Consider the following 25,669-nt stretch of genomic DNA (forward strand, 5'->3'; position numbering starts at 1 on the left):
TTTGCCGAATCCAGAAAAAGAATTTCCGATGCGACGCAACCGGTCAGTTTCCCGTCTGAGCCTGTTCTTGAGCCTGTGCTTGTGGCTGTCGCCGGCGGTGCTAGCGCAGGACGCGCCGCAGCGGGAACCCCTCGCCGCCCAGGCCAGCAATCTCCTCTCTTATATCGCCGTGGATTACGGTGATTCGGTGAAGAGCGGCGAAATTCAGGACAATTCCCTATATCAGCAGCAGCGCCGCTATCTGGCGCAGGCTCTGGAGCTGGTGCGCCAGCTACCGGACAAGCCCGGGCGCGCAGCGCTGGAAAACAGCGTGCTGGAACTGGATGTGGCCATTGCCGAAAAGCGCGATGGCGAGCAGGTGCGCCGCCGCGCCAATGCCGCCGCCGACCGCCTCGCGGCACTCTACCAGCTGCAGCGCTCACCAGCGGAAACGTTGCCCTCGGCGGCCTTTGCCCGGCCCCTCTACCGGGAGCGCTGTGCCGGCTGCCACGGTGCCGGCGGCCAGGGCCGCGCCGGCGCACCGGACCTGAGCGACCCGAAGCGCATGGCCAGTTTCAGCCTCTACGACCTCTACAACACCCTGGATCCGCTCGCCGACGCGGTACACGCTGCGCGTATCGACGGTGATCTCAGCAGCGCCCAGCGCTGGGCGCTGGCCGTCACCGTCGCCAACTTCGCGGTGGCCGGCGATGAACCGCCGCCGGCGGACCTGGCCCAGCGCTACCCGGCGCTGATCGGCCTGCCCGGCATGGCCACCACGCGGCCGGTCGAGCTGCCCGACGATGCCGCCGCCGCGCTGCTGTGGTCGCGGGGGCACCCGGAGCGGGTGCGGGCGCTGGAACACCCACTGGCCCGCGCCGACGGTCTGCTCGAACTGGCGCAGACCGCCTACCGCGCCGGCGACACCGCCAGTGCCTATCACAAATTGATGCTCGCCTTTCGCGAAGGCTACCTGCCGGTGCGCGAACAACTGGCGGAGCGCGATGCCCCGCTGGCCGCGCAGCTGTCCGAATACTGGCAGGGACTGCGCACTGCGATCCTCGGCGACGCGCCCAACGCCGAAGTGATTGCCGCGTTCCAGCGTCTGCGCGGGTCGCTCAACCAGGCCCGCGCCGGCCTGGAACCGCCCGCCGGGACCCATCGCTATTACCTGTGGGCCGCGTTTCTTTTCGCCGCCGCCCTGGCATTGGGTCTGCTGCTGTGGTTCGGCCTACGGCGCCGAAAACTGACTAGACTATAAAAGATTTACGCGCCAGCACGTCACAGAGGTAGGGAGGTCGCCATGGCACTGCGCTATGCCCTGTTCGCCACACTGTTTTGCCTTTTTCCTGCGGCAGACGCAGCCGACCTGGATGCCTTTCCCGCCTCGCTGGACGGCAAGCCGCGCCAGGTAATACGGCTGCCCAAGGTGGCGAACGAAGGCCGCTTTATGGTGGAACTGGTTCCGGGGCGGGTCGAGCTGGTCGACTGTAACCTGCGTAGCTACAGCGCGCGGCTTCAGCGCAAAACCGTGGCCGGCTGGGGGTATTCCTACTATGTACTTTCCGATCTGCAGCTGGGCCCGACCACGCTGAAAGCCTGCCCCCCGGACTCCAGAAAAGTGCGGCGATTCGTCCGGGTCCGCGGCGACGAGCTGATGCTGCCCTACAACAGCCGCCTGCCCCTGGTCGTATACGTGCCCGAGGGCGTGGAACTCAAATACCGCGTCTGGCGCGCGGACAAGACACTCTCGGAAGCGCGCACCGAATAATCACGCACGGCGCACGCCAGGCCCGGACTGGCGCCTGAATAAATATTTTTGAAGCTTCTGCTGCCACGGTGGGATTTTGCGTCTAGCCTTATTTGACAAGGGACGTGAAAAATAGCGCCTAAGCGATTTTTCATGCCGGCGTGCCGCGCGGTACCCCGGACAGGAAAATCGGCGGCGACCAGCGCCGCCTGTCGCAGAAACCCGGGCCCGAAGTTCTGCCTTCCGGTCAAACACAGCAGAGTTGCGCATGAAGTTGTTGCGTCACCCCTCGTCCATCCGTGTATTGATCTCATTTCTCCAAGCGCATGCAGTCATCCTGCTGCTATTCCTGTTGCTGCCTTTGGCCGCCGCCGCGGAATCGGCCCAGCGCCAGTGGGCGGGTAACTGGTTGGTCGTCAGTGAAGGCGATGATCAGTTGGTGTGGCAGTTGCACGCCGACGGCTCCGGATTTGCATACGGCTTTCACCCCAGTGGCCGCCTGTCCCACGGTTTTGCCATCAGTTGGCAACTGAAGGGCGATCGCGTGCGCGTGCGCACCGGCGCCTCGGTGCGCTGCACCGCGGGTGTGATTGCGGTGAGCTTTACCGGTTGGAGTCCGGTCACCTTAGACTTCTCGGTAGTGGACGGTCGTCACTGGCTGCAGGATGGCGGCGGCCTGCTGAGCTTTCAGCGCCGCCTGAGCAGCTGGAACACGCCGCGGGCCGGCAGCAGCTGCCCCGACCTGGCGAGTTGACACAATCCGTTCCCACAACGCAAATGAACGACTGAACGAGAGGGAAATAAATTTCACGGAAGAGTAAAGCGGACCTGGAGTAAAGCAGTGATACAGCGACGCTTTATTCTCACGCTGACATTTCTGTGTGCGTGCAGCCTGGCCTTGGCCGCCGATCCCCCCGCTGATGAAACGGCGGCCGGCTGGGAAACAGAATCGCGCTTTGAAGCGGGTCAGTGGGTGGGGGCCTGGCTGATTTCCCGCGACGGCGAAGCGCGTCACGTCTGGAGCCTGAAGGCCGACGGCACCGGGCGCTCCTACGCATTTCTCGAGCGCGGGGGACAAATGCGATTTGCCTACGGCTACGATATCAACTGGTATTTCGATCCGTTCACGCAAATGACCAATATAAAAACCGAGCGACGCATTGTTTGCCGGGGCGGCAAATTGTATCCCTACTTTTTGACACTCAAATCCTACGAAAGCGATTACGCGGTTAAGGGAAAGTTTGCCTGGCAGACCACCTGGACCGAGGCGAGTATCGGCAACAACCGCCTGCACAAATCTCTGGTAGTATTTCTGGCGCCGCTGTCCGCGTGGCACGATCCGAAAAAAGATGCACCCTGTCCGGATTTTCCCAGCCTGGATCTGGAAAAAGATATCGACCTGGCGCTGGACCGCTGGGAGCGGGATGCACGACCCACGGCTGAAATAGACGTGGACACGACGCCGGCGGAAGGTGAGCCTGAATTTGAGGGCGAGGAGTTTACCGAGTTTTCGAGCGGCAGTGCCGGTCGCAGCGCGCGCAAAACAAAAAGCAACTAAACACCGACATGGTCGTGGCGACAACAGGGTATGAATGCAGAAGTCTGTCTGGAAAAGCTACTACAGAACCTGGATCCACAAATGCAGGATGAGGTTTACGTTTTCTGCCAGGTACCGGACTCCCAGCTGAGTGAATTAATTGGCGATTGCCTCTGTGTCTTTCGCGAGCGCGAAGGGCTCAGTGCCATAGTGCCGCAAATACTGGCCCGGCAGCTGGGCCTGGCGGCGAGCGGCGGTTTTTGCCAGATCACCCTGCAGGTATTCTCCAGCCTCAATGCGGTCGGTCTCACTGCCGCCATCAGCAGGGAACTTGCCAACGCAGGCATCAGCGCCAATGTCGTTGCGGCCCTGCGCCACGATCACGTATTTGTGCCACAGGAAAAAGCTCAACAGGCGCTGCAGCTACTGCGAGGGATCTGCAACCGGGCGCAGTACAGTTGAGTCGCCTGCGGCCAGCGCGGTACCGCCATGCGGATCCAGTATCCTCCGCCCCAGCCCCACGGTGAAATCCGCCGGCTTCTGCCCGACTTTTTCTATGTGCCCGGTACCTCCAGACTGGCACCGGCGACGATCATCAACCGCAATATGGCCATCGTCCGCTGGGGTGATGAGCTGACGCTGGTCAATCCGCTGCGCCTGCGCCCGCAGCAGGAAGAAAAACTGCAGGACCTGGGCACCCTGCGCCACGCGGTGCGTCTGGGTTACTACCACGGCTGCGACGACCTCTACTACCGCGACCGCTTCAACATCACTTTCTGGCGTCAGGCCGACTCCGATTTCTATCCACCGATGGCCGATGCACTGCTGCGCGAAGGCGGCGACTGCCCGGTACCCGGTGGCCGCTTCGTCGAATTCTCCCACAGCCGTTTTCCGGAGGCGGTGTTGTGGGTGCCGCTGAACGGCGGCTTGCTGCTCAGCTGCGATGCGCTGCAGTTCTGGCAGTCGTGGCACGGCTGCAGCTGGTGCGGCCGCAACCTGCTGCGCTTGGCGGGCTTCCGCCGCGGCATGCAGGTGGCACCGACCTGGCGCCTGCGCATGACGCCGGAGGGCTGTGATCCGGCACACTGGCTGGAGGAGGATTTCCAGCGCGTGCTGCAGTTGCCGTTCCTACACTTCCTGGCCGCCCACGGTGATTTCTGCCCCGACTCCGCTTACGAGAAAGTCGTCACCGCAGTCAGCAAGGCCTTTCCCGACCTGGATCTCGCCGCCTGACACAATCGGGTGAGCAGGGGGCGCGGCGTTGTTTGTTATCTTTAGCCGAAGATAACAATCGCGCGGAGTACCCCGGTGCAGAACCTGACCCTGCCACTCAAGCTGTTAATCATTGCCGCATGGCTGCTGCTGTCCCAATTGCTCGCCACCGGCCTCGTCGGCGACGGGCCCGAGCGGCAGGGGCTGTTTATTCTGCTCGCCGCCGCCGGGCTGTGGATGAGCGAAATCATCCCGCTTCCCGTGACCGCACTGCTGGTGCCCGCCGCGGCCTATTTCAGCAAGCTGATGCCGGCGGCGGATGCGCTCGCGCCCTTTTCCAGCACCATTATTTTTCTGTTCATGGGCGGCTTTACGCTGGCCGCGGTACTGAATACGCACGGCATAGACCGGCGGCTGGCCGCGCGGGTGCTCAAGTTCGGTGGCGGGCATCTGTGGCCGACGCTGATCGGCTTTCTCGCCACGGTGTCCTTCCTGTCCATGTGGATGAGCAATACCGCCACCACCGCGATGATGCTGCCGATTGCGCTGTCACTGGTGGATGATGCACACCCGCGCACCCGCACCTTCGCCATTCTCGGCACCGCCTACGCCGCCAATATCGGCGGTCTCGCCACCGTGGTCGGCAGCCCGCCCAACGCCATTGCCGCGCGGGTGCTCGAGCTGGATTTCGTCAGCTGGCTGAAAGTGGGTTTGCCGGTGACCCTGGCGATGTTCCCGCTGGTACTGGCGGTGCTGTGGCTGGTGCTGCGACCGGACCGGGAACAGGCGGAAATCCAGCAGGTCGACGTGGCCACGCAGGAGTGGAGCGCCGGCGCCGTCGGTGCGGTGATCCTGTTCGTGACGGCGGTACTGTGCTGGAGTTTCTCCGGCCTGCTCACGCGCTGGCTGGACCTGGGCAAGAGTTTCGACGCAGTGGTAGGGCTCGCAATCACCGCGGCGGCACCGCTGTTCGGCCTGATCACATGGCCGAACCTGCAGCGACAGATCAACTGGGGCATCCTGTTGCTGTTCGGCGGCGGCCTGTGCCTGTCCGCAATACTGCAGCAGACCGGCACCTCACTGTGGCTGGCCCAATCCCTGCTGGGCGGACTGGAAAACGCGCCTGGCTGGCTGCTGATTACCGCCTGTATCGCGCTGATGATCTTTCTCACCGAACTGGCCTCCAATACCGGCAGTGCCGCCATCCTGGTCCCGGTGATCTATGCGCTGGCGCAACAGTTCAATCCCGGCATCGCCTACCCGCTGGTTTTCGGCGTCGGCCTGGCCGCCACCTGTGCCTTTATGCTGCCGGTGGCGACACCCCCCAACGCCCTGGCCTATGGCACCGGCATGGTCCGCCAGGAGCAGATGCTGCGCGCTGGTCTGATACTGAACCTGGCGGCGATTCCGCTGTTGTGGATCATGGTAAGCTTGCTGGCCTAGGCGAGCCCGGCAGCGGTTGCTGCCGGTTCCGCAGCGGCGCCCGGTGTACATCTGACCCGGTACTGTCCGCGCGCGCCCGATATCGACATTCAACAACAAGATTTATGCGATGAAATTCAAGACCCTGCTCGGCGCGCTGGTGGTGGGCGCGCTGGTGGCCTGTGCCACGACTTCCCCGGCACCCATTCCCAGCGCCGACAGTCTGAAGATCCAATCCCACGTCGCCTACCTCGCCGCCGATGAGCTGGCCGGTCGCGAAACCGGCAGTGCCGGCTACCGCGAGGCGGCCGATTATGTGGCTCGCCAATTCGAGCTGCTGGGCCTGCAGCCCGCCGGCAACCAGGGATACCTGCAGCAGGTGCCGTTCCGCCGCGCCAGCTGGAGCGGTCGCGAGCCGACGCTGGTATTGCAGGGCCGCGATGGCGATATCACCTTCAAGTTCGGTGAGGACTTTATCGCAGCGCCGCCCACCATCAGCGAAGACACCGCCACCACCGCCAACCTGGTGTTCGTCGGCTTCGGCATCGAGGCACCGGATTACGGCATCGACGACTACGCCGGCCTGGACGTGCAGGGCAAGATAGTGGTGATCCTGAGCGGCCGGCCGAAGAACCTGCCCAACGAAGTGGGCGCTCACTATGCGTCGACGCGCACCAAGCGCGAGACGGCCGCGCGTCACGGCGCGGTGGGATACATCACACTGAATACTCCGGAGCGGGAGCGGCGCACATCCTTCAAACGCGCCACAGAGCACCTGCATGAAGACAGTTTCGCCTGGATCGGCGCCGACGATCTGCCCGGCGATGCCATTCCTGGATTGCACCCGGGCGTGATGCTGGACATGCCCGCCGCGCGCCAGCTGTTTATGGGCGCCGAGCGCAGTCTGGATACCATCTATACCGAGACGAAGAACGGCCTGGCGCCGCGCGGTTTTGCGCTGCCCTATCGCGCCGCGCTGACCAGCGGTGCAGCACACAAGAAAATTCTCAGCCCGAATGTGGTGGCCATGCTGCCGGGCAGCGATCCCAGGCTGAAGGACGAGTACGTGGTCTTCTCCGCGCACCTGGATCATATCGGGGTGGACCCGGACGGCCAGGTCAATAACGGCGCCCAGGACAATGCCGCCGGCATCGCGGTCATGCTGGAAACCGCGCGCCTGTTTATTGAGTCCGGCCGCGCGCCGCGCCGCTCGCTGTTGTTTGTCGCGGTGACCGCGGAAGAGGAGGGGCTACTCGGCTCCGATTACTTTGCCCAGCACCCGCCGGTGCCGCCGCAGTCGATCGTGGCCAACATCAACCTGGATATGCCGATGTTGCTGTACCCGTTCCGCGACATCATCGCCTTTGGCGCCGAGCACTCGACGCTGGGCAAGACCGCCGAGCGCGCCGCCCGGCGCACCGGCCTGAAGTTGAGTCCGGACCCGATGCCCGAACAGGTGATCTTTGTGCGCAGCGATCACTACAACTTCGTGCGCCAGGGTGTGCCAGCCATCTACCTGATTACCGGCCGCGAAGCCCTGGACCCGGAAATTGACGGCACTGCGATGCAGGTCAAGTTCCTGCAGGAGCGCTACCACCGCCCGACCGACACGGCCGACGAGCAGATCGACTACGCCGCCGCAAAGCAGTTCACCGAGGTGAATTACGCGATCGCGCGCGAGGTGGCGGACGCGGACCGCAAGCCCCACTGGTACAAGGGCGACTTCTTCGGCGAGCTGTTCAGCCGGCAGTGAGGCTGAGCGGCGGCGGCAGATGAACCATTGTGGACGCCCTCACCAACTAACTGCGTCGAGGAATGGGGGTGAACGCGATGACTTTTTCTCCTGATGTATTGTCGGGCCCCGACCAATAGCGGCAGTCCGGTCGCAGGCCCGCCGGGCCGCCTTCACATACCAGGCCCACTTGCAGTCCATCTGTCAGTGGGCCGCTCCAGGCGCGGCAGCGTGCAAATCTGCCCGACCAATGCGCAACGCCGCGCACGAGTCTTCCTTCCGTCAGTGTCATCCCCAGATCCACGCCGGTGCATTTTGACAGGGCCTCTTTCGCGGTCCAGCTGCGCAGGAATTCAGCCTCCGCCTTTTCAGGCGGTAGCCGTAAAAGCCATGCCGCCTCGTCCGCGGCGAAGTATTGACTGCAGATGCCGCGCCAGTTGCGACGCCGCGCCAGCCGTTCACAGTCGATGCCGACCGGCTGCGCGGCCAGGGCCACAGCGACGGAATGTGCCGAGTGGCTGATGGATACAAAACACAGGGGAGAGTCGTCACTTCGCCGCGCGCGCACCGGTGCCGTCGCGGCCAGCCGAATATCGGCAGGAGGGCAGGTAAAGACGTCCGCAACCAATTGCCGAATTAGTAGCCGCCCGGCGAGGAACTGGTCGCGTCGGTGCGCGCTGCCAAAGCGCGACAGGCGCGCCTGCTCTTGTGCGGATAACCACCCGCGAGCCAGTGCACGCCAGTTGCCCTGCCAGCGATCGAAGTCTGAATAAACCAGTTGCAGCAAGAGTAATTACTTGAGGCTGGCGACTTCGCCCTTGCGCGCTACACCTGCCATGAGGGCGCCGGCGGTCGTTATGGCTTCTTCGATCGAAAGCATGTGCCGGGTATACCGCGCATCCGCTATCCCGCTCGGGGTCACCAGCCAGGTGGATAGAACCCCAGACAACGCCTTGTTATTCACTTCATGGCCCCTTGTATCAGTGGATTCCCGTCGTCTTGCCGGGAACGTTGGCAAGATCATACGCGAGCGCCCGGGGCGGAGAAATCCCGCGAAAGCGTCGTAGTGAGAGCTGGCTCATGGACAATTGTCATTGCAGGGCTATTTTTCTGGCGGAAATTGATCAGTTTGTGTACCATTTCCGGCTATTTTTCGCCGGCGGGCTGGGGCCCAAAATGGCCAGGTTACTCGAGAGCCATGGGTGGTCGTGGGCGAATTTACTGATTTGTTTGGGGGTATGGGGCCGGTTCCCATAAGCATCGGTGTCTATTGAATTTGTTATCTCCGCGTGGCGGGCCTGGGCGCCGGGCCTAAGTGACGCCGCCGATTGGCAGCGCTGGCGTCTCGGCGAAGCCTCACTGGTAGAAGGTGACCAGCCGGACGTGTCGTTCTTGCCGGCGATGCAGCGCCGCCGCCTCAGCCCGCTGGCGAAGGCGGCTTTCGCTACCGCATACCCGCTGCTCCACGATCGCGATATCCCGCTACTGTGCTGTTCCGTGCACGGAGAGGCCCTGCGGACCTTCTCCCTGTTGCGCGATGTCGCATCAGGTGAATCCCTTTCGCCGACCGCATTTGGCTTGTCAGTACACAATGCCATTGCCGGGCAACTGTCCATTCTCTGCGGCATTCACTCACCGGCGCTGGCGCTCGCGGGCGGAGATTTTCCACTGCAAGCTGGCCTGCTCGAGGCTGCCGGCTTGCTGGCAGAGGGGGCGCAGGAGCTGGTGCTGCTGTTCTGCGAGGAGCCGCTGCCGGAAATGTATTTGGCCAGTGCGCAGAGTGCCCAGAGTATCTGCGCGACGGCTCTGCACCTGACGGCGACCGCAAGCAGCGAACAGGGCCTGCGGGCCGCACTCGCTCCCGGAGCGCCAGAGCAGGTCGAGTCGGCGTTTGCACGTGCCGATTACCAGTTGCCCCTGATTGCGGCGCTGACCGATGGTGCCGGACGGGTGCCAGTGGGGCAGGGCTGGGAGCTTTGTATCCATGGATAATAGGCCGGCAAATTCACTGCGCCGAGATTACTATTGGCTGCGCCTGCTGGCGACGGCAACGGCATTCACCCTGTTCGGTCTCGGCGGGCTGGCTCTGCGTTTCGTACTCTTTCCGCCGTTGAAATTCCTTTACCGCGATGTGGAAGTGCGCAAACGCAAGGCGCGCCTGCTGATCCATCACGCCTTCCGCGCCTTTATCGGATTCATGCACATCACGGGTATCTACACCTATCATTTTCGCGGTGAGGAGCGCCTGCGCCGCCCCGGGCAGCTGGTACTCGCAAATCACCCGTCCCTGATCGACGTGGTGTTCCTGATCTCCCGCATCCCCAATGCCAACTGCATCGTCAAGGCGAGCCTGTTCCGCAACCCGTTTATGCGCGGTGCGGTGACCACCGCCGGTTACATCCCGAATGACGATCCCGAGCGCATCATAGAGCTGGCCGCACAGTCGCTGCAGCGCGGTGAATCGGTGGTGCTGTTTCCCGAGGGAACGCGGTCAGTACCCGGGCGCCCATTCAAGTTTCAGCGCGGTGCGGCCTATATGGCGTTGCGCGCGCGGGTGCAGCCGACACTGGTCACCATCCGCTGCAACCCGCCGATGCTGATGAAAAATATTCCCTGGTACAGCATTCCGCTGTCCCGTCCGCACTTCCAGTTTGAAATCGCCGAGGCCGATAACCTGCTGCAATTGCGCGACACCGGCGAATCGCCACTGGCGGCCCGGGAAATTACCCACAAATTGAAAGCATTTTTTACTGAGGAGTGTGCCGCGTGAGCGAGCTGGTAGAAGAACTAAAACAACTGATCATCGACGTGCTGAACCTGGAGGACATTACTCCGGAGGAAATTCAGGCTGACGAGGCGCTGTTCGGTGAAGGCCTCGGCCTGGATTCCATCGATGCGCTGGAGCTGGGCCTTGCCCTGCAGAGGAAATACAACATCTCCATCGACGCCGAGAGCGAGAACACCAAAACCCATTTTGCGAGCGTGAATAACCTCGCCCAGTTCGTGGCTGAAAGCCGCGCTTGAGAGAAGAAGCACGATGTTGAATAACAAAGATGAAATTCTGTCGGAACTGACCGGCATCCTGGTCGAAATGTTCGAAGTCGACGCGGCAGATGTCTCTGTAGACGCACACCTGTCCGACGATCTCGATATCGACAGTATCGACGCGGTGGATTTGATCGTGCGGCTGAAAGAACTGACCGGCAAAAAGATTGCGCCGGAAGAATTCAAGAGCGTGCGCACCGTCGGTCACGTGGTCGAGGCGATTCAAAAGGTGATGGCGGAGCAGTGAGCAGGCTGGCGCAACTGATGCTGGTTCTGGCCGTCGCTCTGTATCCGCTGGCGGTCTATTTCGGTATCCAGTATCTGTCGCTGGGCGCATTGCTCGGAGTCCTTGTCGTGGTGGCGGTTTTGCGACTGCTGCTCGGCGGCGGCAAGGTCGGCGCCAGGCTCGTCGCCGCGGCGCTGGCCATCGTTGTCGCCACTTCCTGGCTGCGCGGTGATGTCGCTGGCCTGCTTTGGTATCCGGTGCTGTGCAATGTCATCCTGCTGGCCGTATTCGCCTGGAGCCTGCGCCAGCCGCAGACCGTTATCGAGCGGCTCGCGCGCCTGCGGGAACCGGAACTCCCGCCAGAAGGCGTGGCGTATACCCGTCGCGTCACCCAGGTGTGGTGTGTTTTTTTTATGGCAAACGGCGCCCTGGCCGCGGTCACGGTGGTGCATGGCGACATGCAGGTGTGGACACTGTACAACGGGCTGCTTTCCTATGCCCTGATGGGCATGCTGCTGGCCGGCGAATGGCTGGTGCGGCGCCGTGTCCGCGCGCGGATATCCGCTGGGGCCTGAGACAGTATGTTGTTTGATTCTGTTTTCGGATATCGCAGCGACGGCGATCTTGTCTGTCATACGCGCCGTGGCCCGGTAACTTTTGCCGGGTTCAAGCGCCATCTCGCCGATGCCTGTGAGAAGCTGCGGCCGCGCCTCGCGCCGGCGCAGGGTGCGCGGGTGGCTCTGTACAGCGAAGACAGCTACGAATTCGCCGTGCTGATGTTCGCCGCGCTGGCCAGTAACGCCGTCGTGGTGATTCCCGCAAATAACAAGCGCGGGACCGCGCAACAAATCGGCGACGTCGATCTCTGGCTGGGCCAGTGGAATGTCTGCGGCACACTGTCGCTCGAAGACCTGTGCCGGAAATCGCCCGATGACGATACGACCGGTATGGCGTCGCGGCCACCGCGCGAATTTTCCGGCGGCATACAACTGTTCACGTCCGGCAGCAGCGGTGAACCCCAGTGCGTGAACAAAACGCTGGCGCAACTACTGACGGAACTGGATGCCCAGCAGCGACACTGGGGCACGCTGGCCGCAGGCGCGACCACGCTGGCCACGGTGAGCCACCAGCACATTTACGGACTGCTGTTCAAAGTGCTGTGGCCATTGCAAAGTGGCCGCCCGTTTGTCGCCAAGACCTATGTCGACGTGGCGGCCCTGTTGCGTGATGCCGAACAGATGGCGCCGGCCCTCTGGATAGCGAGCCCGGCGCAGTTGAGCCGCCGCATGGACAGCTGGCCGTGGCATCTGGGCCGCTCGCTACTGGGAATTTTTTCATCCGGCGGCCCCCTGTCCGCCGAGGATGCGCAGGCGATAGAACAGCTTAGCGGCGTTTCGCCCTGCGAGATTTATGGCAGCACGGAAACCGGCGGCATCGCCTGGCGGCGCCAGGTGGACGGTCCACAATGGCGGCCACTTGCCGGGGTCGAGGTCACTGCCGATGCCGAAGGATTGCTGCGTGTGCAGTCTCCGTGGCTGAACGGGGAATTTGCTGGTCAGGACCGCATCCAGACAGGAGCCGATGGAAGCTTTCGCTTGCTCGGTCGCGCAGACAGGATCGTCAAAATTGAGGAAAAGCGGATCTCACTTGCTCAGATCGAAACGTTGCTCTGCCGTAACAACTGGGTGGTGGAAGTGCGCACGCTTGCCGTGACACGTTCGCGCGAGTGTGTTGCGGCAGTCGTCGTGCTGAGCGCCGAAGGCAGGAGCTGCTTGTTGCGGGAAGGGCGAGCGACACTGGTGCGGACCCTGCGCGCATTTCTCGCACCGGATCTGGACGGCGTGGCTGTACCGCGCCTGTGGCGTTTTGTCGACGCTATCCCAACCAATCAGCAGGGCAAGAGCCCGAGAGAATTGTTGATGCAATTGTTTGATGCCACGCCGGCGGCAATGCTGCCGCGTGTCGTAACCCGGAGCACCGCCGAGTATGCCGCGCGCGTAACCCTGCAGGTTCCCGCCGAGCTGCCATGCCTGCCCGGACATTTTGAAGGAGCGCCGGTGGTGCCGGGTGTAGTTCAGATCGACTGGGCCATGCACTACGGTCGCGAGCTACTGGGCCTGGGTGGCCGGTTCTCGTCAATGGAAGTGATCAAGTTCAAGCAGCTGATGGTGCCAGGAGAGACCGCGGTGCTGGAGCTGGAATTCAACCCGCAGAAAAACAAACTGAAATTCTGTTTTCGTTGTGACGGCGATGACCAGCGCGAATTCAGCAGCGGACAATTGTGCTTTGACCATGGCTAATCCCTGTTTCGTAATCCCGGTATACAACCACGAAGGTGCTATCGCCGGCACCGTCGCCTCGCTGCGCGACTTCAATCTACCCTGCGTGCTCGTCGACGACGGCTGTAATACGCGGTGTCGCAATGAACTCGAGCGCCTCGCGAGCGAGCAGAGCGACTGGCTCCACCTGGTGGTGCGCGAACAAAACGGCGGTAAGGGCGCTGCGGTAAAGACCGGGCTGCGCGCCGCACGGGAACTGGGCTTCAGTCACGGTATCCAGGTAGATGCCGATGGCCAGCACAACCCGGCGGATATTCCGCAGTTCCTGCAGCACTGCAAGACAAACCCCACCGCGCTGATCTGCGGTTATCCGGTTTACGATGAATCGGTGCCGACGGTACGGCTGTTGGGGCGCTACCTGACGCACGTGTGGGTTTGGATCAATACGCTGTCGCTGGAAATCAGGGATTCCATGTGCGGCCTGCGCTGTTATCCGCTCGGCAGTGCGGTAGCGCTGATCGACGAGGAGTTTACCGGCGATCGTATGGACTTCGATCCGGAAGTGCTGGTGCGCTGGCACTGGCGTGGCGAGCCGTTGGTACAGGTACCGGTTCAGGTTTGCTATCCGGCCGATGGTGTTTCCCATTTCCGCGGTCTGCAAGACAACCTGCTTATTTCCGCGATGCATACGCGCCTGTTCTTCGGCATGCTCTCACGCCAGCTGAGGCGCTTGAAACCGGAGGCAGCGTTGTGAGTAGCGTGCACTGGTCGCGATACCGGGAGCAGGGGTTTTTCCTCGGTATCCGTTTCCTGTTCTGGTTGCATCACCGCCTCGGACCCATTGCGTTCAAACTGGCGGTCTATCCGGTGGTGCTTTGTTACTACCTGAAAAATCGCAGCGGCCGCAAAGCCATCCGCGAATACCTGCAACTGTTTGCGGCGCGCTATCCGGATGCGCAGATCAAGCCAGACTGGGTTACGGGTTTCCGTATCTTCCTGAACTTTGCCAACAGCGCGCGGGAAAAACTCGAGGCCTGGTTTGTCGGTATTCCCAAAAGCCAGGTGAACTTTCCGGAGCGGGCATTTCTGCACCAGCTTGCCGCGAGCGGCCGGGGCGGGGTGCTGATCGGTTCGCACCTCGGCAATCTGGAAGTCTGCCGCGCGCTTGGCAGTCTGACAGACGTGCGTGTGAATGTGCTGGTGCACACCAAGCACGCCAAAAAATTCAATCGCATGATGCAGATGCTCAACCCGCGGAGCCAGGTGCGCCTGATCCAGGTAACCGAGGTAACTCCGACGCTGGCGATGATGCTCGGTGAGGCAGTGGAGCGGGGCGAGCTGGTGGTGATCGTCGGCGACCGGACGCCGGTCAACTCCCACGGCCGTACCTGCGAAGCGGAATTCCTCGGGCGCCCCGCGCCCTTTCCGCAGGGCCCCTATATTCTCGCGGCACTGCTCAAGTGCCCGGTCTACACCCTGTTCTGCCTGCGCAGCAGCGACGGCTATGACATTTACATGGAGAAGCTTTGCGACCGTGTGCACATGAAGCGCGGTGATCGCGAGGGCCACATCCGCGAGCTGGTGGCCGACTTCGCCCGTCGCCTCGAACATTACTGCCGCCTCGCGCCCCTGCAGTGGTACAACTTCTATCCGTTCTGGAACCAACAACAATGAATACAGCAGTGTTACAGCGCACCCCGGTGGTGTTTGACGGCAGTGAGCTGACGATCGCGCAGATCAATGACATCGCCCGCGGGCGCGCCGATGTGCATCTGTCCGATGACGAGGCCTTTGTCGCGCGCATTAATCGCGGTGTCGAATTCCTCGACCGGCTGTGGCAGCAGGAAGGCGTTATCTACGGCGTGACCACCGGCTACGGCGACTCCTGCACGGTCAACATTCCCGGCGACCTGGTCGAAGAGCTCCCCCGACACCTGTACACCTTTCACGGCTGCGGACTGGGCGAGGTTTTCTCCATCGAACAGAGCCGCGCCATTGTCGGCGCGCGCCTCACCAGTCTCGCCCGCGGCAGCTCCGGCGTACGCTACGAACTGTTACAGCAGCTGGCGCGCCTGCTGCAGCTGGATGTGATCCCGGTCATTCCCCAGGAGGGCTCCGTCGGTGCCAGCGGCGACCTGACCCCGCTTTCCTACGTCGCCGCGGTTGTGGCCGGCGAGCGCCGCGTCTGGTACCGCGGTGAGCAGCGCGATACCGCCGAGGTGTTCGACGAGCTGCGCATCGAACCGCTGCAGCTGCGCCCGAAAGAGGGCCTGGCGATCATGAACGGTACCGCCGCGATGACGGGGCTTGCCTGCATGGCATTCAGTCGCGCCGAGTACCTGTGCCAGTTGAGCGCGCGTATTACGGCACTGATGAGCGTAGCGCTGCAGGGCAACGCATATCACTTCGACAGCGCACTGTTCGCGGTGAAACCCCACCCGGGCCAGAACCAGATCGCGCGCTGGATTCACGATGACCTGAATGTCGGCGAGGCGCCGCGCCAGAGCGACCGCCTGCAGGATCGCTATTCCCTGCGCTGTGCGCCGCACGTGATCGGTGTCGCACAGGACTCGCTGCCGTGGTTGCGCCAGTTCATCGAGAATGAACTGAACAGCGCCAACGACAACCCGATTATCGACGGCGACAACGAGCACGTGCTGCACGGCGGCCACTTTTACGGTGGGCATATCGCCTTCGCAATGGACAGTCTGAAAAACGCCGTGGCGAATCTCGCCGATCTGCTCGATCGCCAGATCGCCCAGCTGGCCGATGTGAAATTCAACAACGGCCTGCCGGCGAACCTGACCGGCGCCACCGGCGAGCGCCGGCCGCTGAATCACGGCTTCAAGGCGGTGCAGATAGGGGCCAGCGCCTGGACCGCGGAAGCGCTGAAACAGACGATGCCGGCGAGCGTGTTTTCCCGCTCCACCGAATGCCATAACCAGGACAAGGTCAGTATGGGCACCATTGCCGCGCGCGACTGTATGCGCGTGTTGCAATTGACCGAGCAGGTGGCGGCCGCTGCGCTGATGATGGCCTGGCAGGGTGTGCAGCTGCGCCTGCGCGCCGGCGCGGTACAGGAGGCGAGCCTGTCGCCCGCCCTCCGCGCGAGCGTCCGACAGGTCGCCGACAGCTTCAACCTGCTGGAGCAGGATCGCGCGCTGGAGGGCGACCTGCGCAACTTCGTCAAGCTGATTCAGCAGCGGCACTGGCGTCTGTACGATGAGCGAGACCATGGCTAAGAAGAACCTACCGCAAAACTGGGCGGCTGAAATTGAGCTGCAGGTCCCGTTCCACGATGTGGATATGATGGAAGTGGCCTGGCACGGCCACTACACCAAGTATTTCGAGATTGCCCGCTGTGCACTGCTCGACCAGCTGGATTACAACTATCCGCAGATGCGCGATTCCGGCTACGCGTGGCCGGTGATCGATCTGCGCATCCGCTATGCCAGGCCACTGCGCTTCCAGCAGTGGGTAGTGGTGCGCGCGGAAGTGGCCGAGTATGAAAACCGCTTCAAGATCAATTACCAGGTGCGCGATCGCGCGACTGGCACTCGCCTGACCAAGGGATACACCGTGCAGGTGGCCGTGGATATGCGCAGTGAAGAGATGCTGTTCGCCTCACCGCCGGTATTGCTGCAGAAACTGGGAGTTGCCTGATGCGTGCGTTGATGCTGGCATTGAGCCTGATTGTGTTTCCGCTGCAGACACTGGCAATCGCACCGGAACAAGTGCGGGCACTGGCGCAGATAGAGGCGCGCCTGCAGACGGCACCGCAGATGCTGGGACGTTTCGAACAGAAAAAGACCCTGCCGCAATTGCCGCGCCCGCTGTTGTCGAGCGGGGTTGTGGCGCTGTCGCAAAAGCAGGGTGTCAGCTGGCGAATAGAGCAACCGCTCGCCTCACACCTGCTCCTCAATGAGGAGAGCGCGGGTGACGACGCCCTCGCCAGGCAGATTGCCTATCCCCTGCTGCAGATTTTTCGCGGCAACTTCTCTGCGCTGGACGGGCTGTTTTATGTCGTCGGCGAAAATGCCGAAGACAAGTGGCAGGTCACCCTGACGCCGAAAAACGAGGCAATCGCGCGGGTGATTGCGTCGATTGAAGTTTCCGGTGACAGGGCTATCGAGCAGATCCGTCTGGCCGAGGCCAATAGTGCTGTTACCGAAATGCAGCTGCTGGAACTGCGCGCCGTTGACGAAACGGATCCGCAGTTCAAGGCCGAATTCAACGATCTCACCGCGACACCACAAGAATAAAAATTCCATCATGAATCGTCGTTTTGCACTCTGGCTCGCTCTTGTCGCCGCGTTTACGCTGGCGGCCGCCGCGCGCTATCAGCCCGGCTGGCTGCAGACCGACATACTCGCGCTGGCCGGTGACAGCGATGCGGCGCCGGCGGTGGCGGCTGCACAGCGCAAGCTGAACGGGCAGTTGCAAGGCAGCGTCCTGTGGATGCTGGTGGGGCCGGCTGCAGAAGCCGAGACCCTGGCGCACGCCACGGAAATGCTGGCGCAGCAGCTGCGGGCAGCAGCGGCGATCACCCGGCTCGAGTATCGCTGGGCCGAGGCGGAGCGCTATCAACGCGAGTGGGCACTGCTCTTTCCAATGCGTCAGCAGCTGCTGACGGGCGCCGACCGCAACCTGCTGGCGGAAACTCCGGAGGCGTTGGTGCGGCGCCAGTTGGCCGCGCTGTATGGCCCCGAGGGCGCGGGCATTGACCTGGAGCGGGATCCTTTCGCGACTTTCCGCCACTACTTTGCCGCTGGCCCACAGCTGGCTACGCAGGTATTCGGTGAAATACCTGTGCAGCAACGGGGTGAGCATGCCTTTACCCTGCTGCAGTCCACGGCGACGCCGGTCGCACTGGGCGGCAAGGTCCGCACACCGCTGTTGCAGTTGCGCGAGGAACTGCAACGCTGGGCGGAAGCGCGGAACCTGACACTGCTGTCGGTCGGTGCACCGCTGCACACCGAGTACGCCGCCGCCGGCGCGCAGCGGGAAATCCGCCTGATCGGTGGCTTGTCCATCGCGGCAATCTGCCTGCTATCGCTACTGATATTCCGTTCGATGCGCCCGCTGCTGCTGTCGGTTTTCGCCATCGCCGCCGGCATTGCCAGTGGGACCGCCGCAGTTATCGCCCTGCTCGGACAGATGCATATTCTCGCATTCGTTTTCGGCACCACCGTAACCGGGCTTGCCATTGACTATGCCTTTCACTTTATCTGCAACCGCATGCGCCCCGGACCGGCACGTGATCGGGATGTGCTGCCAGGACTGCTGCTCGGGCTGGTTTCCAGCTGCCTGGCTTTCTTTGCCCTGGCATTGACCCCCTTCCCGCTGCTGCGACAGATGGGAGTCTTTGTGGGAGCCGGCCTGATCGGCGCCTGGCTGACCGTTGTATTGCTGTTCCCGTCGTTGTTGAAACTGCGTCAGCGGCGCTTGCATATCGCCGAGCGCCTGCCGCCGACGAAACCCTCCCGCTATCTGGCTGCGCTCGCCGTATTGTTGCTTGTCGGCGCGGCGGCACTGCCGCGCATTGAGTTTGGCGACGACCTGCGGCTTTTCTATACGCCGCCGGAGTTTCTCGCCGAGGACGAAACGCAACTGAACGACTTGTTGCCGTCGCGTCCGGAATCCGCCTATTTCCTGGTGCAGGGCAACGACTGGCGACAACTGCTCGAGCGCGAGTGGCAACTGATGGGCGAGCTCCAGTCCGCGCGTGAAGAGGGCGCTCTGGCAGACTTCCAGGCGTTGAGTCTGCGCTTCCCGCCGGAGCGGATACAGCGTGCGGATTGGGAATTGATGCGGGATTTTTACGGCAGCGCGCCGGTACAGGGTTTTTACACCCAGCTTGGCTACAGTGCCACCGAGGCGCAACAGCTGGTGGCGGCATTGCGGCAGCCGTTCAAAGCGGTCACCCTGCCGGAGTGGCTCGCGGTTGCCGGCGGTCAGTACGCCGATCTCTGGCTGGGTTGTAACGCGGGCGGCTGTGCCTCGATCGTGCGCCTCTACGGCCTGCAGCAAACGGCGTCCCTGCCGTCGTCGCTCGAGGGTGTCACACTGGTGGATCCCCCGCGGGCCATCGCCGCGGTCATGTCGCAACAGCGCGACCTGTTGCTGAAACTGCTACCGTTGGTATTGCTCGTGGTAACCGTTGTAATCGCCCTGCGTACCGGTGCACGGCGGGCGCTGAGCATCATCGGCCTGCCGCTGGCGGCGGTGGTTGCGACCCTGGCGCTGGCGGTACTGAGCGGTGCCGCGATCAACCTGTTTCACGTGGCGGCGCTGTTGCTGGTGTTCGGCATCGGCGTGGACTACGCGGTGTTTAGCCACATGAGCGGGCGCGACGAGCGCAGCCATACACTGCTGGCTATCGGCATGGCCGGCATCACCACATTGCTGGGCTTTGGCCTGCTGGCCCTCTCGGCCACGCCGGCCATCGCCGACTTCGGGCTGACACTCGCGGTGGGAACGACACTCACGCTGGTGCTGGCAACTTTGTTTTTTGCGAGAGCCGTAGAGGGTGGTAACCGATGAAGGAAGTGGTATCGGACGTAGTGGTCATCGGCGCGGGGCCGGCTGGAGCGGTCGTCAGCGCGTTGCTTGTGCAGCGCGGCTGGAGCGTCAATGTTGTGGAGCGCCAGGAATTCCCGCGTTTCTCCATCGGTGAGAGCCTGCTACCCCAGTGCATGGAGTTTCTCGAAGCCGCGAATATGCTCGACGCGGTGAAAGCGGCTGGTTTCCAGTTCAAGAACGGTGCCGCGTTTGAGTGGGACGGCGCGCGCACCGCGTTCGACTTCACGGAAAAATTCTCCCCCGGCCACGGCACGACTTTCCAGGTGCAGCGTGGGCGTTTTGACAAGATTCTGGCGGACGAGGCGCAGAAGCAGGGTGCGCAGATCCACTACCGCCATACGATCCTCGAGGCGGACATCAGTGCGGACGGCGCGCGTCTGCTGGCGGAGTGCGGCGGCGAGCAGGTGGTGTTCCGGGGCCGTTTTGTACTGGATGCCAGCGGTTTCGGCCGCGTGCTGCCGCGTCTGCTCGAGCTCGATCGCCCGTCGCAGTTCCCGATGCGCGAATCGGTGTTCACACATGTGCAGGACAACATCAGCGACGCACACTTCGACCGCGACAAGATTCTGATCACGGTGCACCCGCAACAGCGGGATATCTGGTACTGGCTGATTCCGTTTTCCGGCGGGCGCGCGTCCCTCGGCGTTGTGGGTGAGCGCGACAAGATTGTGGCCATGGGTGACGAGCCCGAGCAGATACTGCGCAACGCCGTGGCGGCCGCGCCGGAATTGGCGAAAGTCTTGCGCGATGCCGAGTTCGATACGCCGGTACAGCGCATTTCCGGTTATTCCAGTGACGTCAGCACGCTGACCGGACCGGGATTCGCCCTGCTCGGCAATGCCGGGGAATTTCTCGACCCGGTTTTTTCATCTGGCGTTACCATTGCCATGAAGTCGGCCGAGTTGGCCGCCGGCTGTCTGCATCGACAGTTGTCCGGCGAACCGGTTGACTGGCAGGCGGATTTTGCGGCGCCCTTGAAGCACGGTGTAGACGTCTTCAAAACCTATGTCACGGCGTGGTATGACGGGCGTTTTCAGGACGTCATTTTCTATCAGACCGAGCAGCAGGAAATCAAACGGATGATCTGCTCCATCCTGGCCGGCTATGCCTGGGACAAGAACAATCCTTTTGTGGCGGTCGCCGAACGGCGCCTCAACGCGCTGGTGGAAATATGTTCGGCCGATTGAGCGCCTGTCTGTGGCTGCTCCTGCTCGCGGGCTGCAGCACGCAGCCGCAGTCACAGCCGCAGCTGCGGCCGCTGGCGCCGCTGTTGGACGGCGAGCCGCGCCAGCTGACCCAGCATATCGTCGTGCAGTACCGCGGCGAACAGCGCGATCTGATCGGCGCTTCGCTATTGGCACCGGAGCAGCTGCAGGTGTCGCTGCTGACCCCACAGGGTGTGAGCCTGCTGGATATCCATTACGATGGACGCGAAGTTACCGCGCAGCAACATCTCGGCCGCTCGCGGCAGATACCGCCGCGCGCACTGCTGGCGGATATGCAGCTGGTGTACTGGCCGTTGGAGATGTTGCAGCGCAGCCTGCCGGCGCCGTGGCAGCTGCGAGAATCCCGCGCCGAAAACACGCGGCTGCGCCAGTTGTTTCTGCGCGGCACCTTGTATACCGAAGTCCGCTACAGCACGGTGGATATCTGGCGTGCGGACGTGCAGCTGGAGCAAAAAGTGCTCGACTACGGCCTGAGTATCCGCAATCTGTAGAAGCCTATGAGCAACATTTACCTGAATCATCTAGGTCTTGCCTGCGCCCTCGGCGATGGTGTCGACGATGTGGCGCAAGCACTGTTTGCCGGCGACAACGCACAGATGTGTGTGGGCAGCCCCTGGCTCGAAGATCACGCGGCGCGCTTCGGTGAAATTCGCTTTCCGCTGCCGGAAATGCCCGCGCCGCTGCAGACCTACGACTGCCGCAACAACCGGCTGGCGCTGGCGGTGCTGCAGCAGATCGAAGCCGAGGTGGCCGTTTTGCGACACCGCCTCGGCGCTACGCGCATCGGCGTAGTGATGGGCACATCGACCTCCGGCATCGGTAGCGGTGAGGCCCGGTTGGGGCGCGATGCGGTCGGCGATTACAGCTATCGACGGCAACAGCAGATGGCCGGGCTGGCTGAATTTACCGCGCGCTACCTGCAGTTGCAGGGGCCGCAACTCACGGTTTCCACCGCCTGCTCGTCCAGTGCCAACGCTTTCGCCAGCGCGCGCCGGCTGCTCGCACTCGGCGCCTGCGATGCGGTGGTGGTCGGCGGCGTCGACACCCTCTGCGGCATGACAGTAAAAGGTTTCCACTCGCTGAGCGCGCTCAGCGGCGGGCACACGTTACCGTTCAGCGCCAACCGCGATGGCATCAATCTCGGTGAGGCCGGAGCCGTATTTATAATGACCCGTGAGCCGGGATCCGTGCGCCTGCGCGGCGTTGCCGCCAGTTCCGACGCCCACCATATGTCGGCCCCGCACCCGGAAGGACGCGGGGCCGAGGCCAGTATGCGCGGCGCGCTCGCCGATGCGGGACTGGAGGCTGCAGATATCGACTACTTGAACCTGCATGGCACTGGCACTCCCCACAACGATGCCATGGAAGCCGCCGCAGTGCAGCGCGTGCTGGGGGCGGAAGTCCCCTGTTCATCGACCAAGCCCATCACTGGCCACACTCTGGGTGCTGCCGGTGCGCTGGAGGCGGCTTTCTGTTGGCTGGCCCTGCAACGCGGACAGCTGCCTCCACACCGCTACGACGGTGTCTACGACGAGTCCATAGCGCGGCTGCAGCTATGTGATGAAAACACGGCGCCGCGCGCACTGCGCTTTGCGATGAGTAATTCATTTGCGTTCGGCGGCAGTAATTGCACATTGATTTTGGAACGGCAGGGGGAGAAGTAATGCAGCCCTTAGCAATCGAGGAAATGACAGCCGAAGAGCTGGTCCCGCACAGCGGCGACATGTCACTGCTGGACACAGTCGTCGCCGTGGGCGAGGAGACACTGACGGCAAAACTGCGCGTGCGCGACGACGGTATTTTCGCGCGCGACGGCCGCGTACCCGCCTATGTGGGTATCGAGTATATGGCGCAGGCCGTAGCCGCATTTTCCGGCTATCACGCCCGAGCGCGCGGTGAGGCGGTGCGCCTTGGCTTTCTGCTCGGGACGCGCAAGTTCAACAGCAATATAGACAGTTATCAGTGTGGCGATGAACTGACCGTCGAGGTCGAACGCCTGTTACAGGCGGAAAATGGTATGGCCACCTTTGAGTGCCGGGTGAGCGGGGCGGGCGTGCAACAGGCCGCGCGCCTGAACGTCTATCAGCCGGATAATATCGAAGCGTATCTGAAGGAAAAATTCTGAATGTCCGAGTGGGTATTGGTAACCGGCTCGAGCCGGGGCATCGGCCGCGCTATTGCGCTGCAACTGGCGAAAGACGGCTACAACATCGTGCTGCACTGCCGCAGTCGCCGTGAGCAGGCGGAAGAGGTTGCGGCTGAAATCGCGGCGCTGGGACGCGAGAGTCGCATACTGCAGTTCGATATCGTCGATCGCGCGGGTGCGCGCGCAGCGCTGCTGGCGGATGTGGAAGCCAACGGCTGCTACTACGGTGTCGTATGCAACGCGGGCCTGATCGCCGACAACGCTTTCCCGGCAATGCCTGAGGAAGACTGGGACCGCGTGGTGCACACCAACCTGGACGGTTTCTACAACGTGCTGCACCCGCTGACCATGCCGATGGTCCGGCGCAAGGCGCCGGGGCGTATAGTCGTGATGACATCCGTATCCGGCCTGGCCGGCAATCGCGGACAGGTGAATTACTCCGCATCCAAGGCCGGCCTGATCGGCGCGAGCAAGGCGCTGGCGCTGGAGTTGGCCAAGCGCAAGATCACGGTCAACTGTGTCGCGCCGGGTCTGATCGACACCGAGATGGTCGACGAGGACCTGCCGGTGGATGAAATCATGAAAATGATTCCGGCGCGCCGCCTCGGCAAGCCGGAGGAAGTGGCCGCGACGGTTGCTTTCCTGATGGACGAGCGTGCGGCCTATATCACGCGACAAGTTATCTCTGTAAACGGTGGTCTCTACTGATGAAACGCGTTGTTGTCACCGGCATGGCCGGTATTTCGCCCATCGGTCAGGGCTGGCAAGCGGTGAAGAAATCCCTGCAGTCGCGCCAGTCGGGTGTGATCTACATGGAGGACTGGGACAAGTACGAGGGCCTTGAGACCCGCCTCGGCGCCCCGGTAACGGATTTCGAAAAGCCCGCGCACTACAACCGCAAGCGCGTGCGCAGTATGGGTCGCGTTTCGCTCATGGCCGTGCGCGCCACCGAGCTGGCACTGGAGCAGGCGGGCCTGCTGAACGACCCGGTTCTGAAAAGTGGCGCTACCGGTGTGGCCTACGGCTCCTCGGCGGGCACCCCGGCGGCGATCGGCGATTTCGGCAATATGCTGATCAACCATCGCACCGATGGCCTCAATGCCACCAGCTATATCAAGATGATGGCGCATACCACAGCGGTGAATATCGGTGTTTTCTTCGGCCTCTGCGGCCGCGTGTACACCACCAGCTCCGCCTGCACTTCCGGCAGCCAGGGCATCGGTTACGCCTACGAGGCAATCCGCAACGGCAGCCAGACCGTCATGGTCGCAGGCGGCGCAGAAGAGCTCTGCGCGACCGAGGCGGCGGTGTTCGACACCCTGTTCGCCACGTCGACGAAAAACGATGCCGCCGGCACTACGCCGCGCCCCTTCGACCGCGAGCGTGACGGACTGGTGATCGGTGAGGGTGCGGGCACGCTGGTTCTGGAAGACTACGATCACGCGATGGCGCGCGGCGCGACGATTTTCGCGGAGATCGTCGGTTTCGGTACCAACTCCGATGGTGCCCATGTGACCCAGCCGCAGTCAGCGACCATGCAGATTGCGCTGCAGCAGGCGCTGGCGCAGGCCGGTATCGACGGCGCGGAGATCGGTTATGTCAGTGCCCACGGCACGGCGACGGACCGCGGCGATGTGGCGGAAAGCCACGCGACGCGCGGCGCCTTTGGTCGCGCTGTCCCGATCAGTTCCATGAAAAGCTACACCGGCCACACGCTGGGTGCCTGCGGCGCGCTCGAAGCCTGGGCCAGCATCCAGATGATGCGCGAAGGTTGGTTCCACCCGACCATCAACCTGCAGCAGGTGGACCCGGACTGCGCCGAGCTGGACTATATTGACGGCGACGGGCGCGCGATCGATACCGAGTACGTCATGAGCAACAACTTTGCATTCGGTGGTATCAACACGTCACTGATTTTCAAGCGCCGGGTTTGATGCGCAACTGCACTCGCGGAAGCCTGCTTCCTCGGAAAATAATAAGATCGGAATGCGACTGATATGAACAGGCTGCTAGTTGCTGTAACTGCCGCGCTGCTTTTGCAGCCGGCGTTTGCCAACGAACTTTTGCTAAGTGCCGGGGGCGGGCCACAGCCTGATTCCGATCAGCGCAACACAACTTATGGTGTCGACTACTCCTTCAAGAAATTTGAAAAGAGTTATCGCCAGCACATTCACCTGGGCGTTAGCTACACCAAGGTGACAACCGATGCGGATGACCATCGGTCTTTTCATGCGGTATCCATTTATCCGCAACTCAACCTGTACCCGCGCCAGCAGAGCTGGGGACAGCCATACTTCTTTGTACGTGCACTGGGCCCCAGTTATATCAGCAGCAACCAGCTGGGCGACCGACACCAGGACAATCACTTCGCCTTCCAGGCCCAGGTTGGCTACGCCGCTCGTATTAACTGGCGCTCCAGGGAAGACCTGGTCCTGATGGTCTCGTGGAAGCATTTTTCCAATGCCAATTTGTTCAGCGATAACGACGGAATCGATATGCCGTTTGTGGTCAATGTCGGCCTGAATTTCTAAGG

The 25,669-nt window shown here is 62.5% G+C and carries 29 protein-coding genes; 27 read left to right on the top strand and 2 right to left on the bottom strand.

The window, feature by feature from the left end:
* Positions 1 to 28: 28 nt before the first annotated feature.
* The 8 genes from BUC36_RS09990 to BUC36_RS10025 all read left to right on the top strand — a co-directional run bounded on the left by BUC36_RS09990 (position 29) and on the right by BUC36_RS10025 (position 7,653).
* Positions 29 to 1,240, top strand: a complete 1,212-nt coding sequence (locus BUC36_RS09990) for a c-type cytochrome (protein WP_073274199.1) — start codon at positions 29 to 31, stop codon at positions 1,238 to 1,240.
* Between the two features lie 42 nt (positions 1,241 to 1,282).
* Positions 1,283 to 1,750 (top strand): ecotin family protein, encoded by a 468-nt coding sequence (locus tag BUC36_RS09995; RefSeq protein ID WP_073274201.1) that lies wholly within the window; start codon positions 1,283 to 1,285, stop codon positions 1,748 to 1,750.
* Between the two features lie 247 nt (positions 1,751 to 1,997).
* Positions 1,998 to 2,483, top strand: a complete 486-nt coding sequence (locus BUC36_RS10000; protein ID WP_073274204.1) for a hypothetical protein — start codon at positions 1,998 to 2,000, stop codon at positions 2,481 to 2,483.
* Between the two features lie 87 nt (positions 2,484 to 2,570).
* Entirely contained in the window at positions 2,571 to 3,287 is a 717-nt protein-coding gene (locus tag BUC36_RS10005; protein ID WP_073274206.1) for a hypothetical protein, read from the top strand.
* Positions 3,288 to 3,317: 30 nt separating this feature from the next.
* Complete coding sequence (locus tag BUC36_RS10010; RefSeq protein ID WP_073274208.1) at positions 3,318 to 3,728, top strand: ACT domain-containing protein; 411 nt, start codon at positions 3,318 to 3,320, stop codon at positions 3,726 to 3,728.
* 27 nt (positions 3,729 to 3,755) lie between these two features.
* Positions 3,756 to 4,499, top strand: coding sequence for a hypothetical protein (locus BUC36_RS10015; protein WP_073274210.1), 744 nt, complete (start codon positions 3,756 to 3,758; stop codon positions 4,497 to 4,499).
* 75 nt (positions 4,500 to 4,574) lie between these two features.
* Entirely contained in the window at positions 4,575 to 5,921 is a 1,347-nt protein-coding gene (locus tag BUC36_RS10020; RefSeq protein ID WP_073274212.1) for an SLC13 family permease, read from the top strand.
* A gap of 109 nt (positions 5,922 to 6,030) precedes the next feature.
* On the top strand, positions 6,031 to 7,653 hold the full coding sequence (locus BUC36_RS10025) for a M28 family metallopeptidase (protein ID WP_073274214.1): 1,623 nt from the start codon (positions 6,031 to 6,033) through the stop codon (positions 7,651 to 7,653).
* A gap of 46 nt (positions 7,654 to 7,699) precedes the next feature.
* Here BUC36_RS10025 and BUC36_RS10030 read toward each other — a convergent pair whose 3' ends face one another.
* Together BUC36_RS10030 and BUC36_RS18985 are read right to left on the bottom strand one after the other, a co-directional pair.
* Positions 7,700 to 8,419 (bottom strand): 4'-phosphopantetheinyl transferase family protein, encoded by a 720-nt coding sequence (locus BUC36_RS10030; RefSeq protein WP_073274216.1) that lies wholly within the window; start codon positions 8,417 to 8,419, stop codon positions 7,700 to 7,702.
* Positions 8,420 to 8,425: 6 nt separating this feature from the next.
* Positions 8,426 to 8,596, bottom strand: coding sequence for a hypothetical protein (locus BUC36_RS18985; RefSeq protein ID WP_159436006.1), 171 nt, complete (start codon positions 8,594 to 8,596; stop codon positions 8,426 to 8,428).
* A gap of 299 nt (positions 8,597 to 8,895) precedes the next feature.
* Here BUC36_RS18985 and BUC36_RS10035 point away from each other — a divergent pair, with 299 nt between their 5' ends.
* The 19 genes from BUC36_RS10035 to BUC36_RS10125 all read left to right on the top strand — a co-directional run bounded on the left by BUC36_RS10035 (position 8,896) and on the right by BUC36_RS10125 (position 25,667).
* A complete protein-coding gene (locus tag BUC36_RS10035; RefSeq protein WP_073274218.1) occupies positions 8,896 to 9,624 on the top strand; it encodes a beta-ketoacyl synthase chain length factor in 729 nt (242 codons plus the stop codon).
* On the top strand, positions 9,617 to 10,402 hold the full coding sequence (locus tag BUC36_RS10040; protein WP_073274220.1) for a lysophospholipid acyltransferase family protein: 786 nt from the start codon (positions 9,617 to 9,619) through the stop codon (positions 10,400 to 10,402). Before BUC36_RS10035 ends, BUC36_RS10040 begins: the two co-directional genes overlap by 8 nt.
* A complete protein-coding gene (locus BUC36_RS10045) occupies positions 10,399 to 10,656 on the top strand; it encodes a phosphopantetheine-binding protein (RefSeq protein ID WP_073274222.1) in 258 nt (85 codons plus the stop codon). The genes BUC36_RS10040 and BUC36_RS10045 overlap by 4 nt, the downstream gene beginning before the upstream one ends.
* 13 nt (positions 10,657 to 10,669) lie before the next feature.
* Positions 10,670 to 10,924: an acyl carrier protein gene (locus BUC36_RS10050; RefSeq protein ID WP_073274224.1), complete on the top strand. Its 255-nt coding sequence runs from the start codon at positions 10,670 to 10,672 to the stop codon at positions 10,922 to 10,924.
* Positions 10,921 to 11,478, top strand: coding sequence for a COG4648 family protein (locus BUC36_RS10055; RefSeq protein WP_073274226.1), 558 nt, complete (start codon positions 10,921 to 10,923; stop codon positions 11,476 to 11,478). Before BUC36_RS10050 ends, BUC36_RS10055 begins: the two co-directional genes overlap by 4 nt.
* 6 nt (positions 11,479 to 11,484) lie before the next feature.
* Entirely contained in the window at positions 11,485 to 13,203 is a 1,719-nt protein-coding gene (locus BUC36_RS10060) for an ApeI family dehydratase (protein WP_073274228.1), read from the top strand.
* The gene (locus tag BUC36_RS10065; RefSeq protein ID WP_073274230.1) at positions 13,196 to 13,936 is read left to right on the top strand and encodes a glycosyltransferase family 2 protein; all 741 of its coding nucleotides are present in this window, start codon (positions 13,196 to 13,198) and stop codon (positions 13,934 to 13,936) included. Before BUC36_RS10060 ends, BUC36_RS10065 begins: the two co-directional genes overlap by 8 nt.
* A complete protein-coding gene (locus BUC36_RS10070; RefSeq protein ID WP_073274232.1) occupies positions 13,933 to 14,856 on the top strand; it encodes an LpxL/LpxP family acyltransferase in 924 nt (307 codons plus the stop codon). The genes BUC36_RS10065 and BUC36_RS10070 overlap by 4 nt, the downstream gene beginning before the upstream one ends.
* Complete coding sequence (locus tag BUC36_RS10075) at positions 14,853 to 16,424, top strand: HAL/PAL/TAL family ammonia-lyase (protein ID WP_073274234.1); 1,572 nt, start codon at positions 14,853 to 14,855, stop codon at positions 16,422 to 16,424. The genes BUC36_RS10070 and BUC36_RS10075 overlap by 4 nt, the downstream gene beginning before the upstream one ends.
* Positions 16,417 to 16,845 carry an acyl-CoA thioesterase gene (locus tag BUC36_RS10080; RefSeq protein WP_073274238.1) on the top strand — a complete coding sequence of 143 codons (429 nt, stop codon included), beginning with the start codon at positions 16,417 to 16,419 and terminating at the stop codon, positions 16,843 to 16,845. Before BUC36_RS10075 ends, BUC36_RS10080 begins: the two co-directional genes overlap by 8 nt.
* Positions 16,845 to 17,444 (top strand): LolA family protein, encoded by a 600-nt coding sequence (locus BUC36_RS10085; protein ID WP_073274239.1) that lies wholly within the window; start codon positions 16,845 to 16,847, stop codon positions 17,442 to 17,444. Before BUC36_RS10080 ends, BUC36_RS10085 begins: the two co-directional genes overlap by 1 nt.
* A 10-nt stretch (positions 17,445 to 17,454) precedes the next feature.
* Positions 17,455 to 19,725 (top strand): MMPL family transporter, encoded by a 2,271-nt coding sequence (locus tag BUC36_RS10090; protein WP_073274241.1) that lies wholly within the window; start codon positions 17,455 to 17,457, stop codon positions 19,723 to 19,725.
* The gene (locus BUC36_RS10095) at positions 19,722 to 20,951 is read left to right on the top strand and encodes an NAD(P)/FAD-dependent oxidoreductase (RefSeq protein WP_073274243.1); all 1,230 of its coding nucleotides are present in this window, start codon (positions 19,722 to 19,724) and stop codon (positions 20,949 to 20,951) included. Before BUC36_RS10090 ends, BUC36_RS10095 begins: the two co-directional genes overlap by 4 nt.
* On the top strand, positions 20,936 to 21,481 hold the full coding sequence (locus tag BUC36_RS10100) for a DUF3261 domain-containing protein (protein WP_073274245.1): 546 nt from the start codon (positions 20,936 to 20,938) through the stop codon (positions 21,479 to 21,481). Before BUC36_RS10095 ends, BUC36_RS10100 begins: the two co-directional genes overlap by 16 nt.
* Before the next feature lie 6 nt (positions 21,482 to 21,487).
* Positions 21,488 to 22,654: a beta-ketoacyl-ACP synthase gene (locus BUC36_RS10105; protein ID WP_073274247.1), complete on the top strand. Its 1,167-nt coding sequence runs from the start codon at positions 21,488 to 21,490 to the stop codon at positions 22,652 to 22,654.
* Positions 22,654 to 23,115, top strand: a complete 462-nt coding sequence (locus BUC36_RS10110; protein WP_200797219.1) for a hotdog family protein — start codon at positions 22,654 to 22,656, stop codon at positions 23,113 to 23,115. The genes BUC36_RS10105 and BUC36_RS10110 overlap by 1 nt, the downstream gene beginning before the upstream one ends.
* A complete protein-coding gene (fabG, locus tag BUC36_RS10115) occupies positions 23,116 to 23,844 on the top strand; it encodes a 3-oxoacyl-ACP reductase FabG (protein ID WP_073274250.1) in 729 nt (242 codons plus the stop codon).
* Positions 23,844 to 25,070: a beta-ketoacyl-ACP synthase gene (locus BUC36_RS10120; RefSeq protein ID WP_073274252.1), complete on the top strand. Its 1,227-nt coding sequence runs from the start codon at positions 23,844 to 23,846 to the stop codon at positions 25,068 to 25,070. Before fabG ends, BUC36_RS10120 begins: the two co-directional genes overlap by 1 nt.
* Positions 25,071 to 25,133: 63 nt before the next feature.
* Positions 25,134 to 25,667 carry an acyloxyacyl hydrolase gene (locus BUC36_RS10125; RefSeq protein WP_073274254.1) on the top strand — a complete coding sequence of 178 codons (534 nt, stop codon included), beginning with the start codon at positions 25,134 to 25,136 and terminating at the stop codon, positions 25,665 to 25,667.
* Positions 25,668 to 25,669 lie beyond the last annotated feature (2 nt).

It is taken from the genome of Microbulbifer donghaiensis (assembly GCF_900129095.1).
GTDB classification, from domain to species: domain Bacteria; phylum Pseudomonadota; class Gammaproteobacteria; order Pseudomonadales; family Cellvibrionaceae; genus Microbulbifer; species Microbulbifer donghaiensis.